This window comes from Streptomyces sp. CRCS-T-1, assembly GCF_024442335.1.
Classification (GTDB): Bacteria; Actinomycetota; Actinomycetes; order Streptomycetales; family Streptomycetaceae; genus Streptomyces; species Streptomyces koelreuteriae.
Window position 1 is genome coordinate 3,089,628 of the sequence record NZ_CP101651.1, and the last position, 12,109, is coordinate 3,101,736.

Here is a 12,109-nt window from a genome sequence, read left to right on the forward strand (position 1 = left end):
GGAACAAGTGCGGAACGCATCACGCGTCACGGGCAACGAGTCGGCACAACGCGGTACTGCCCGGAGCGGCACGACACACTGCCGAGCAGGCGCTGATCCTCGCACGGGAGTGCGGAGGTCGCGCAAGCCCCTCTCTACTGATGGCCCGTCATATCCGTTTTGCTGGACCGAACCGGACGACGACGCGTCGGCAAATCGTCACACCGCGTCCGGTATCGGCAGCGGCCGCTTCTCGATCGCCGCCGCCATCACCTCCGGGAACAGATCGGGCGTGCAGGCGAACGCCGGTGCCCCCAGCGCGGCGAGCGCTGCCGCGTGCTCCCGGTCGTACGCCGGTGCCCCCTCGTCCGAGAGCGCCAGCAGCGTCACGAACTGCACCCCCGACGCCTTCATCGCCGAGACCCGCTTGAGCATCTCGTTGCGGATGCCCCCTTCGTAGAGGTCGCTGATCAGCACGACCACCGTCTCGGCGGGCCGGGTGATCTGCGACTGGCAGTACGCGAGCGCCCGGTTGATGTCCGTACCGCCCCCCAGTTGCGTACCGAAGAGCACGTCCACCGGGTCGTCGAGCTGGTCCGTGAGGTCGACGACCGCCGTGTCGAAGACGACGAGTCGCGTGGAGATCGTCCGCATCGAGGCGAGCACCGCTCCGAACACCGACGCGTAGACAACCGATGCCGCCATGGATCCCGACTGGTCGATACAGAGGATGACCTCCTTCTTCGTGGACTGGGTCGCCCGCCCGAACCCGATGAGCCGCTCCGGCACGATCGTTCGGTACTCGGGCAGGTAGTGCTTGAGGTTGGCCGCGATCGTGCGGTTCCAGTCGATGTCGTGATGGCGCGGCCGGTTGATGCGGGCGCTGCGGTCGAGGGCGCCGGTGAGGGTGGCCCGGGTGCGGGTTGCGAGCCGCTTCTCCAGGTCCTCGACGACCTTGCGCACGACGGCCCGTGCCGTCTCCTTCGTCGTCTCCGGCATGGCCTTGTTGAGCGACAGCAGCGTGCCGACGAGATGCACGTCGGCCTCCACCGCCTCCAGCATCTCCGGCTCCAGCAGCAGTGCGGCGAGACCGAGCCGGTCGATGGCGTCGCGCTGCATGACCTGGACGACGGAGGACGGGAAGTACGTCCGGATGTCCCCGAGCCAGCGCGCCACGGACGGCGCCGACGCCCCGAGCCCCGCCGAACGATCCCGGCCCCCCTGCGGTTTCTCCCCCTTTCCGTAGAGCGCGGTCAGCGCCCCGTCCATCGCCGCGTCCCGCCCCGACAGCGCGCACCCGGTGCCGTCCGCCGCATCACCGCCGAGCACCAGCCGCCACCGCCGCAACCGCTCCTGCGCCGGGTCCGTCGCCTCGGTCGTCATCCGCGTCCTCCCCCGCGCAGCCGCTCCCACAGCGGGATCACCAGCACGGTCGTCGTCGGCCGGCCTTCCGCCCGGGGTCCATTGCCGATGGGCTCCGCCGCTTCCGTCCTCGGAGCCGGCTCCCTCAGTCCGTCGGTCGTCATGCCGTCACCCCCGCCAGGTCGTTACCGGTTTTCTCCCCTACGTCGTCCAGCCCGAGCAGCAGCCGCACGACCGGCAGCACGGCGTCTGCCCGCGCCGTGTCCAGCTCGGCCGCGAAGCCGGGTATGCCGGAGCCGGCCGCTGCCGCACCACCGCCCCCTGCCCCCGGCCCGCGCCGGACCAGCTCGCCCAGGGTCCGGCGCACCCCGGGCTCGTACGCCGAGAACGTCCGCCGCAGCAGGGGCAGCACGTCCGTGAACGCGTCCGCAGGCACCCCGGTCAGCCACGCGTCGACCAGCCCGAGCAGCCGCTCGTCGTGCACCAGGAGCATCCCGCCGCCGGAGCCGCCTCCGACGAAGCCCTCGATCCACGCGGCCGCGTCCGCGGGCGGTGTGCCCGGGGACAGGACGTGCCCCATGAGCAGCGCCGCCTCGTCCTGCGCCAGCTCCCCGTCGTCGAGCAGAAGCCGCACGGCCCGGCCCCGGATCACCCCGGGCACGGTGTCCCGCCCGCACAGCCCGCGCAGCACCGACTGCCAGCGGCCTCTCAAGTGGCCGTGTCCCGCCGCGGGTGCGTCGCCCAGGAGTCCCACAGCCCCGTGGACCGCGTCCACATGGCGCCGCATCTCCTCGGCGGCGTCCGCGTCGAGCGCGGCGCAGGCCGGGGGCAGGCCGACGAAGACCCGCTCGGCCAGGCCCGCGGCGACCTCTCCCAGGGCTCCGGTGTCCGTGCCGCGCACATCGCCGTAGCGCAGGGAGCGGACCAGGGCAGGCAGCGCTTGGGCGAGATGGCCGACGTCCGAGTCGAGGGCGGCCCGGTCGGCGAGGATCCGCATCACCGTGGGCAGGGCGTCGGGCAGTTCGGCCAGCAGACAGCGCTCGGCGAGCGCGGTGACATCGGCGAGGCCCTGCGCGGCGACCCCGTCCGCCTCGGCCTTCGCGGTCGCGGCGGACAGCACGGTCGTCCCCCACACTCCGGCCTCGGCGACCCGCACCGACAGCTCGGGCTCCCAGCGCAGCCGCCAGGTCTCCCGGAACGTGCCCGTGCTGCCCCGCGAGGCGGCCGGTTCACCCCAGGCGACCCCGAGCAACCGCAGCCGGTGCAGCAGCCTGCTGCGGCCGGCGTCGGTCTCCTTGCGCAGGTCGAGCTCCAACTCCCGCTCCAGCGCCTCCGGCTTCAGCCGCAGCCTGCGCTGGAGCCGGGCGAGGTCCCGCTGCAGCGGAACCGCCGGCGCCGACGGCGGCACCTCCCCCAGCACATCGCCCACGACCAGCCGGTCGTGCACCAGCGCCAGCGGCACATCCGAGCCCTCGCACATCACCGCCCGCACCGCGTCGGTCGTCTCGCTCAGGCCCGGCAGCGGACGCCCGCGCATCGCGGCGAGCGTCTCGGCCAGCCGCACCGCCTCGATGACATGCGCGGAGGAGACGATCCGGTCCTCGGCGCGCAGCAGCCCGGCCACCTTGGTCAGCCACCGCTCGACCGGCCGGTCCGGGGCGCTGAACAGATGCCCGTACCAGCCCGGCGACTCGATACCGGCCCCGTAGCCGCTGCTCCGGGACAGCCTGCGGTGGGTCCACGGCACCCAGGTCATGTCCGTCTTGACCTTGGGCAGCCCCTTCAGCAGTGCCTTGTCGGCGGCGACGGTCGTCTTCTGCCGCAGGGCGGGCACGTGCCAGGCTCCGCAGACGACGGCCACGCCGTCCTCGAACTCCCGCTGCGCGGCCCGCACCTGGAGCCGCATATAGGCCTCCCGCACCAGGTCCCGGTCGTGCCCGCCGGCGCCGTAGGTCTCGCGCAGCGCCCCCATGGCCTCCTCCAGCACGGTGAACGGCGCGAGCGCGTCCCCCTTCCCGACGCCCCGGTGCTCCACGACGTCCTCCCACCAGCGCTCGGGATCGTCGTAACCGGCGGTCTCGGCGAGCACGCCGAGCGGATCGATCCGCAGATCGGCGGGGCCGGGGCCCGAGTCGCCTTCACTGTCGCCGTCGCCGTCTCCCTCGCTGTCGGTCCCCGGCGCGTCCTCCTGCCTCCCCCAGGCCAGCGTGTGCGTGGCCGGCAGGTCGATGAAGCGTGCCGGGACGTCGTGTGCGAGGGCCCAGCGGATGGCGACCCACTCCGGGGAGAACTCGGCCATGGGCCAGAACGACGAGCGGCCGGGTTCGTCCACGGCATGGGCGAGCAGGGCGACCGGAGGCCGCATCTCCTCGTCGGCGGCGAGCGGGATCAGGGCATCGGCCTCGGGCGGCCCCTCGATCAGCACGACCCGCGGCCGGGCCTCCTCCAGCGCCGCCCTCACGGCCCGGGCCGAGCCCGGCCCGTGATGCCGCACCCCGAGCAGCAGCGGCCCGGCCCCAACACCCCGGCCCTCAGCCTTCTCCACGCCTGTCACGCCCATCCCCTCCCCTCCACGCGCATGTCCGACGGCCCCGCCCCGTACCGCTCACACGCTCACCTCACGGCAGGCGCGGTAGAAGTCCTTCCAGTCGTCGCGCTCGCGGACGACGGTCTCCAGGTACTCCTGCCAGATGACGCGGTCGGCCGCCGGGTCGCGGACCACCGCGCCGAGGATGCCCGCGGCGACATCGCTCGGCCGCAGCACGCCGTCGCCGAAGTGGGCCGCCAGGGCGAGTCCGTTGGTGACGACGGAGATCGCCTCGGCCGTGGACAGCGTGCCGCTGGGCGACTTCAGCTTGGTCCGGCCGTCGGCCGTGACGCCGTCGCGCAGCTCCCGGAAGACCGTGACGACCCGGCGGATCTCGTCGAGGCCTTCGGGCGCGGCCGGCAGGTCGAGGGAGCGGCCGATCTGGTCGACACGGCGCGAGACGATGTCGACCTCGGCGTCGGGGCTCTCCGGCAAGGGCAGCACCACCGTGTTGAAGCGACGGCGCAGGGCGCTGGACAGGTCGTTGACCCCGCGGTCGCGGTCGTTGGCCGTGGCGATCAGGTTGAAGCCGCGGACCGCCTGCACCTCCTGGCCCAGTTCCGGTATCGGCAGTGTCTTCTCCGACAGGATCGTGATGAGCGTGTCCTGCACATCGGCCGGGATGCGCGTCAGCTCCTCGACGCGGGCGGTCATGCCGTCGGACATCGCGCGCATGACCGGACTGGGCACGAGGGCGTCGCGGCTCGGGCCGTGGGCGAGCAACCGCGCGTAATTCCAGCCGTACCGGATGGCCTCCTCCGGTGTTCCGGCGGTGCCCTGCACCAGCAGTGTGGAGTCGCCGCTGACCGCCGCGGCCAGGTGTTCGGACACCCAGGTCTTCGCGGTGCCGGGCACGCCGAGCAGGAGCAGGGCGCGGTCGGTGGCGAGCGTGGTGACCGCGACCTCGACGATGCGGCGCGGGCCCACGTACTTCGGTGTGATCAGTGTGCCGTCGGGCAGTGTGCCGCCGAGCAGGTAGGTCGCGACGGCCCACGGCGACAGCTTCCAGCGGGCCGGGCGCGGGCGGTCGTCCTGCGCGGCGAGTGCGGCGAGTTCGCCGGCGAAAGCGTCCTCGGCGTGCGGCCGCAGCGCCTCGGCACCGTCGGTCTGCGACGTCGGTTCAACGGACACAGGCATGGCTGAGTCCCCCTCCAGCTCGGCCGGTTCGGATCTGGTGACCACGTTGCACCACACCACTGACAATGCGTTCTGACCTGCGAAAATGCCCTGCCGGAGTCGCTCGCGGACCCGATTGTCAGTGGTGGGATCTACCTTCGTTGCCATGACTCAGCAGGGGGTGCGCTGGACGGCGGACCAGGTGCTGGCACTGGCACCTGACACCGCGTCACGCAAAGCGGGAAGCAAACTCGGCGCGGCAGGGCCGTGGTCCGAGGCGGGGAGTTCCGACGAGGGGACGGTGTGGGGGCTGTGCAAGGGCAGCGGGAGCAAGCCGTATCAGACGATCGTGGACATCGCGGACGCCTCGGGGCCCGCGTACAAGTGCAGTTGTCCGAGCCGCAAGTTCCCGTGCAAGCACGCTCTCGGGCTGCTGCTGCTCTGGGCGGGCGGCGACGGAGCGGTGCCGTCGGGGCAGGCACCGGAGTGGGCCGGGCAGTGGATAGCGGGGCGGCGCAAGCGCGCGGAGGAGAAGGGTTCGGAAGAGAGCCCGGCCTCTCCGTCCGGGTCCGCTGATCCGGAGGCGGCGCGGCGCCGGGCGGAGCGACGGGCCGAGCGGGTCACGGCGGGTGCGGTGGAGCTGGAGCAGCGCCTGACGGACCTGTTGCGCGGCGGTCTGGCGGCGGCGGAGCAGTCCGGTTACGGCCTCTGGGAGGAGACGGCGGCCCGCATGGTCGACGCGCAGGCGCAGGGCCTCGCCGCGCGGGTGCGGGAGCTGGGGGCGATCCCGTCCACCGGTCCGGGCTGGCCGGTGCGGCTGCTGGAGGAGTGCGCGCTGCTGCATCTCCTCGGCCAGGGCTGGCTGCGCCGCGAGCGACTGCCGGACGGCCTCGCCGCCACGGTCCGTTCCCGGATCGGCCTGCCGGCCTCCGTGGAGGGCCCGCCGGTGCGGGACCGGTGGCTGGTGCTCGCCCAGTACGACACGACGGACCCACGCCTGACGACCCGCCGGATCTGGCTGCACGGCGCCGACTCGCACCGCACCGTGCTGCTCCTCTCCTACGGCGCCGCCGGCCGCGCCCCGGAGCTGGCGTTGCCGGTGGGCCTGGCCCTCGAGGCAGAGATATCCGCCTACCCGGGCGCCGGGCAGCTGCGGGTGGCCCTGGGCGAGCGGTTCTCCCCGCCCACGCCCACGGACATACGTCCGCCGGGGATGACGACATCGCAGGCGGCGGCCCGCTACGGCGACGCCCTGCGCGACGATCCGTGGCTGGAGTCCGTCCCGGTGACGCTGGACCGCGTCGTACCCACCCCGGACGGCGGCTCCTGGCAGTTGGCGGACGCCGACGAGGACATGGCGCTGCCGCTCACTCCCGCCGCGCGTTCCCGGCCGGGCCTGTGGCGGCTCGTCGCCCTGTCGGGCGGGGCCCCGGTCAGGGTCTTCGGCGAATGCGGCCACCAGGGCTTCACCCCGCTCACGGCCTGGCCCGAGGGACCGGGCGACGCGGTGGCCCTGTGCTGAACCGACGGCGACGGCCCCGCCGTTCCGGCCTGCCCCACCCTTCCCATGAATCCATCAAATCAACGCATCTTTCAGGCATCACGGGACAACCGATGAGGGTGAGACTTCAACCACTCACGGGCGCCCCACGGAAAGGACGCTCATGACCAGGACCTCCGCTCCTGTGGACGCGCCCGTCGCGGACGCCTGGGAGGGGCTCGTCACCACGGCGCTGCTGGGCACGGACCGGCGCACCCCGCCGGGCTCCAGGCCGGGCCCGGAGGCCCCGGTGGCCCTGCTCGACGCGGCGGCGACGGAGACCGTACGACGCCGGGCCGGTCTGCGCCCGGCGAGGGCGGCGGAGCGCCCGCAAGCGGCCCCAGAGGACCCTCGTCCACCCCTGCCTCCCGCCGCGGCCCGCAGACTCGCGCTGCTGCTGGCCGACCGCCCCGGCCCGTCCGGCGGCGGCCGCCGGGGCGCCGCGCCCGATCTGATGGAGCTGCTGCCCCAGTGGCTCGCGGCGGCCAACTCCCACGGTTTCGGCCCGCCTCCGCACACACTCCCCGCACTGCTGGACGCGGCCCGGGGGCGTACCGACCTGCGTCCGGCGGTGCTGGAGTTCGCGGGCCCGCGAGCCCTGTGGCTGGCGCGGCTGAATCAGGACTGGCGGTTCGCCCTGCGCTCGGCACGGGGCGGTGGCGCGGCCCTGCCGCACGTCGATGACGACGAGCGGACTCAGCAGCTGTGGCAGGAGGGCCTGTTCGCCGAACGGGTCGCCCTTCTCTCGGCCCTGCGTTCCCGCGAACCGGCCTCCGCACGCGAACTGCTCGCGACGACCTGGGCGACGGAACGGGCCGAGGACCGGCTGATGTTCCTCGACTCCCTGCGCTCGGGCCTGGGCCCGGACGACGAGCCGTTCCTGGAACAGGCCCTGGCCGACCGCAGCCGCAACGTCCGGGCGACGGCGGCGGAGCTGCTGTCGGCGCTGCCCGGTTCGGCACTCGCCGCGCGGATGGCGGTCAGAGCGGAGGCATGCGTGGCCGTCGACCACACGCAGACCGCACAGGCCACACCCACACCAACCACACCCACCACTCAGTCCACTCAGCCCACACCGGTGATAGCCGTCGAAGCACCTCACGAGTGCGACCCGGCCATGGAGCGCGACGGCGTCGTGGCGAAGGCCCCGGCCGGACGGGGAGAACGGTCCTGGTGGTTCGGCCAGTTGATCGAGGCCGCACCGCTCGGGACCTGGTCGCGGCGGCTGGGCGGGCGGACACCCCGGGAGATCGTGGCGCTGCCGGTGGCGGACGACTGGCAGGGCGAGCTGCACGCGGCCTGGTGCCGGGCTGCGGTGCGCCAGCGGGACGCCGAGTGGTCGCGTGCGCTGCTCGGCGACCCCTCGGCACCGGAGGCGGGCGGCCCCGGCGCGGTGTCCCTGGCCGAACGCGCCAAGCTGCTCGGCACCCTGAGCGCGGCCGAGCGGGCCGAGTGGGTGGCCGGCTTCATCGCGACGCACGGCCTGTCCGAGGCCTTTCAGCTGCTCGGGGTGTGCGCGGTGCCGTGGTCCGGGCCGCTCGGCCGGGCGGTGGTGGACGCGCTCAACATCGCTCGGGACGCAGGGAGTTATCCATGGAGCTTCAGCGGGGTCATGGGCCTGGCCGAGCGCTGCCTCGACCCGTCCGAGGCCGGACGCCTCGACGTCCTGCTGGCCGTACCGGACGAACCGGAGAACGCCTCACCCGGAGCCGGCGGCTACTGGGCGGAGGCCTTCCAGCGCCTGGTCACGACCCTGCGGCTGCGCGCGGCGATGGCGGCGGAACTGGGCGCGCCGTAGCCCGGCGAGCATCCGACGACCGCGCGAGGACAGGACCTCGGCCGACAACGGGCCCACCAGCCACGACACCGAAGCCAAAACCGGAGCCAAATCCGAACCCGAAACCGAAACCGACATCGCCCCCGGCCGGGGCCTCGACCTCGACCAACCCGAGCCGCCCCGGCCGAACCGCCGGAGGCCTACGCCCCGGCCGGCTGGCGTACGTTCGTCTTGACCCACTCCACGATCGACGTCGTCGTCGCGCCGGGCGTGAAGATCTCCGCGACGCCCTTCTCCTTCAGCAGCGGGATGTCCGCCTCGGGAATGATCCCGCCGCCGAAGACGAGGATGTCCGCCGCGTCCCGCTCCTTGAGCAGCTCGATCACCGCCGCGAAGAGCGTGTTGTGCGCGCCGGAGAGGATGGACAGCCCGATCGCGTCGGCGTCCTCCTGGATCGCCGTGTCGACGACCTGCTCGGGAGTCTGGTGGAGCCCGGTGTAGATGACCTCCATACCGGCGTCGCGCAGGGCCCTCGCGATCACCTTGGCCCCGCGATCGTGGCCGTCGAGCCCCGGCTTGGCCACCACTACGCGGATCGGACCGGCTGCCACACCCATCACTGCCTCCATGAAGCGAATACATCCATCCGTACCGACAAGTACCGCACACATCGGGCACGCCGTACACGCCGCACCGCACGGACCCCCCGCCCCGCATCGTCCGGGCAAGTGAACGAACGTTATCTCCAGGATCCCGCAACCGGCAGTTTCGCGCTGCGGAGCGAGGGGGAAATCACACGGTGGGACAAGCGCAAGGGGAGCCGCGACGAAGTCGCCGTACCGCCGCTCCACCCACCACGCACAGCAGCGGTACGGCACTTCGGCGAAGACACGCAGGGCAAGAACCGCACGTTCGGCACGCACCGCACCCAGGGGACCACTGGCGCCACACACGCCACACGCGACACTCAGGCCCCACGGCACACGCGGCTCAGGCCGCTCACATGGTTCTCGCCGGCCGACTTCGCAGCGGCTCTCCACGAGGGCACACGGGGGGCGGAGCCGTCCTTCCACGTGCCGACAGGAGGTCGGCCATGAAGGTCACCGGGGCTGTTCTGCCCTTTCTCCCGTCCTGCAGGCACCTGCTGCCGAGCCGGCTGACGGGACTCTCCCTGGCCCTTCTGAAGGCCACCGCCCTGGAGATCGCCATCCTGGCCGGGCATCTCCTCCTCTACCCCTCGGGCATCACCCAGGAGCGACGGGCCCCCGCCGCCGTACCGCCCAGCACGGACGGCGCCGCCCAACTGCCCACGGAGGCCAAGCCCCCGGTCCTGTTGCTGCACGGCTTCATCGACAACCGCTCGGTCTTCGTCCTGCTGCGCCGCAGCCTCGCCCAGCACGGCAGGCAGCAGATCGAGTCCCTCAACTACTCGCCGCTGACCTGCGACATACGCGCCGCGGCCGAGCTGCTCGGCCGGCGCGTGGAGGAGATCTGCGAGCGCACCGGAGCCCGGCAGATCGATGTCGTCGGGCACAGCCTCGGTGGCCTGATAGCGCGTTACTACGTGCAGCGGCTCGGCGGTGACGCCCGCGTCCGGACCCTCGTCACCCTCGGCACGCCGCACTCCGGGACCCGGGTCGCGCCCCTGGCGGACGCGCACCCCATCGTGCGCCAGATGCGCCCCGGCTCACCGGTGCTCGAGGAGCTCACTCGGCCCGCCCCTGACTGCCGTACGCACTTCGTCAGCTACTGGAGCGACCTGGATCATGTGATGGACCCGCTGGAGACGGCCCGGATCGACCATCCCGATCTGACGGTGCAGAACGTGCGGGTGACCGGCATCGGCCACCTCGCGCTGCCCGTGCACCCCGCCGTCGCCAACGGAATACGGCAGGTCCTCGACACGGCCCACCCGGGTGAACCGTCCGCAGATCACACCGGCGGCCTCACGGTGGCCTGAAAGCGGAACCGACCGGCGCGCGCCTCACATCGAAATGTCGAACAAACTTCGAACACAAAGCCAAACTCGCGCCCGCCGTCCGCCAAAACACGGCCGAATGCCCGTTTCATGCGCGCGCGAAACCTGCCGAAGATTGTCGTGCCCGCGTACCGCCGGGTACAGTCGCCGCACTGCTCTGGCAGCCCCTGTTGTCGAGGCGAAAGAGAAGTTGGTGAACGACCGTCACCCGTCGGGGACCATGACCCCGGCTCCGGCTTCCGAGGCCGCCTCGGCGCACTACGCGTCGTACGGCACCCAGGAAGCCCAGTACGGCGACTTCACCACGTACGGCGACTACGCCGCCACCGGTTTTGACGCCCCCGGCGCCCACCCCGCCGGTACGGACGGCGCCGGTTTCGATGCCACCGGGCACGCCACCGCGAGCTTCGCCAGCGACCCCCTCTTCGGCAACCTGCCGGGCAGCGGCGCCGACACGGGCACGTACGACTCAGGCCACTGGCCCACGGGCCAGCACGAGAACCCGCACTACGACGCGTACGCGGCCCAGCATCACGCCGCCTACGACACCGGCGTGTACGACACCACCTCCTGGACGCCCCAGCAGCAGCCGCTGTCGGTCATCCCGCCGCAGGCCGGGTCCCCGGACGCCACCGGCCAGTGGGACACCGGCGCCTGGCTCCAGCCCGACCAGTCCGGCAACCCGGCCGACCAGACCCAGCAGTGGGAATGGGGCACGCAGGCCTTCGACACCGGCACCTACGACGCCACGCAGTGGAACTCCGACGGCTCCGCCGCGCCGTCCCCCGACGGGTACGAGCAGCACGCGGACGCCTTCCACCAGCAAGAGACGGCGACGTTCGAGCAGCTCGGCTACGACGAGGCCACCGGCGCCCCCTACGAGGACCCCGCCGCGGACGGCGGCGAGCCTGCCGCCACCGGCGAACTGCCCATCGTCGCCCCGCTCCTGGACGGCCAGGAGGAGGTCGGCCCGCGCACCGCCGCACGAGCGGCCTCGCGCGCCGGGTCCCGCTCCCGCCGCCGTACGCCCCCCAAGCGCTCGGCGCTGATGACCATCGCGGTGCCCTCGGCGTGCGTGATGGGCGTCGCGGGGATCGCCGCCGCGTCCGTCGGCAGCCTCACCGAGGACAGCGCCGCGGAGGCGCAGACGACCGCGGCGGACGCGCAGCCGGTCAAGCCGGCCGCCGCCAACAACAAGCTGGACACGCAGCTGCAGAGTCTCTCCGCCGGCGCGGACGACTTCGCCGACCGGGCCAGCCGTACGCAGGAACGTATCGACCTCAAGGCTCAGCAGGCGGCCGAGCGGAAGCGGGCGGCGGAAGAGGCGGCCCGCAAGGAGCGGCTGCGCCCGAAGTTCGCCATGCCGGTCGCCCGCCACGGACTCAGCGCGCAGTACGGCCAGTCCGGCATCAACTGGATGTCCCTGCACACCGGCATCGACTTCCCCGTCTCGTACGGCACGACCGTGATGGCCGCGACCGACGGCACCGTCCGCACCCAGTGGAACAGCGCCTACGGCAACATGCTGATCCTGACGGCGAAGGACGGCACGGAGACGTGGTACTGCCACCTCTCCACCTACACGGTCCCCTCCGGTACGACCGTGAAGGCCGGCGACTCGATCGCGCGCTCGGGCAACTCCGGCAACTCCACCGGCCCTCATCTGCACTTCGAGGTGCGGCCGGGCGGCGGCTCGCCGATCGACCCGCTTCCGTGGCTGCGCAGCCACGGCGTGGACCCGACGTAACGTCTCGGCAGCCTCCGCCGGTC

9 protein-coding genes are annotated in these 12,109 nt (G+C 72.8%); 4 read left to right on the top strand and 5 right to left on the bottom strand.

What is annotated here, in order from left to right:
* Positions 1–198: 198 nt before the first annotated feature.
* The 4 genes from NNW99_RS13635 to NNW99_RS13650 are packed head-to-tail and all read right to left on the bottom strand — an operon-like array spanning position 199 to position 5,065.
* Positions 199–1,362, bottom strand: coding sequence for a VWA domain-containing protein (locus NNW99_RS13635; protein WP_215119284.1), 1,164 nt, complete (start codon positions 1,360–1,362; stop codon positions 199–201).
* On the bottom strand, positions 1,359–1,505 hold the full coding sequence (locus NNW99_RS13640) for a hypothetical protein (protein WP_215119286.1): 147 nt from the start codon (positions 1,503–1,505) through the stop codon (positions 1,359–1,361). Before NNW99_RS13640 ends, NNW99_RS13635 begins: the two co-directional genes overlap by 4 nt.
* The gene (locus tag NNW99_RS13645) at positions 1,502–3,901 is read right to left on the bottom strand and encodes a DUF5682 family protein (protein ID WP_215119288.1); all 2,400 of its coding nucleotides are present in this window, start codon (positions 3,899–3,901) and stop codon (positions 1,502–1,504) included. Before NNW99_RS13645 ends, NNW99_RS13640 begins: the two co-directional genes overlap by 4 nt.
* A 45-nt stretch (positions 3,902–3,946) precedes the next feature.
* Entirely contained in the window at positions 3,947–5,065 is a 1,119-nt protein-coding gene (locus tag NNW99_RS13650) for an AAA family ATPase (RefSeq protein ID WP_215119290.1), read from the bottom strand.
* 145 nt (positions 5,066–5,210) lie between these two features.
* Between NNW99_RS13650 and NNW99_RS13655 the strand changes: the two genes are divergently transcribed.
* Together NNW99_RS13655 and NNW99_RS13660 are read left to right on the top strand one after the other, a co-directional pair.
* Positions 5,211–6,566 (top strand): SWIM zinc finger family protein, encoded by a 1,356-nt coding sequence (locus tag NNW99_RS13655; protein ID WP_215119291.1) that lies wholly within the window; start codon positions 5,211–5,213, stop codon positions 6,564–6,566.
* A gap of 142 nt (positions 6,567–6,708) precedes the next feature.
* Positions 6,709–8,382: a DUF5691 domain-containing protein gene (locus NNW99_RS13660; RefSeq protein WP_215119293.1), complete on the top strand. Its 1,674-nt coding sequence runs from the start codon at positions 6,709–6,711 to the stop codon at positions 8,380–8,382.
* 179 nt (positions 8,383–8,561) lie between these two features.
* On the opposite strand, the gene NNW99_RS13665 is transcribed toward NNW99_RS13660, so the two are convergent.
* Entirely contained in the window at positions 8,562–8,978 is a 417-nt protein-coding gene (locus tag NNW99_RS13665) for a cobalamin B12-binding domain-containing protein (RefSeq protein ID WP_215119295.1), read from the bottom strand.
* Positions 8,979–9,454: 476 nt separating this feature from the next.
* On the opposite strand from NNW99_RS13665, the gene NNW99_RS13670 reads away from it, so the two are divergent.
* Both NNW99_RS13670 and NNW99_RS13675 read left to right on the top strand, forming a co-directional pair.
* The gene (locus NNW99_RS13670; RefSeq protein ID WP_215119297.1) at positions 9,455–10,321 is read left to right on the top strand and encodes a triacylglycerol lipase; all 867 of its coding nucleotides are present in this window, start codon (positions 9,455–9,457) and stop codon (positions 10,319–10,321) included.
* Between the two features lie 97 nt (positions 10,322–10,418).
* Positions 10,419–12,086, top strand: coding sequence for a M23 family metallopeptidase (locus NNW99_RS13675; RefSeq protein WP_215119298.1), 1,668 nt, complete (start codon positions 10,419–10,421; stop codon positions 12,084–12,086).
* The last annotated feature ends 23 nt before the right edge of the window (positions 12,087–12,109 follow it).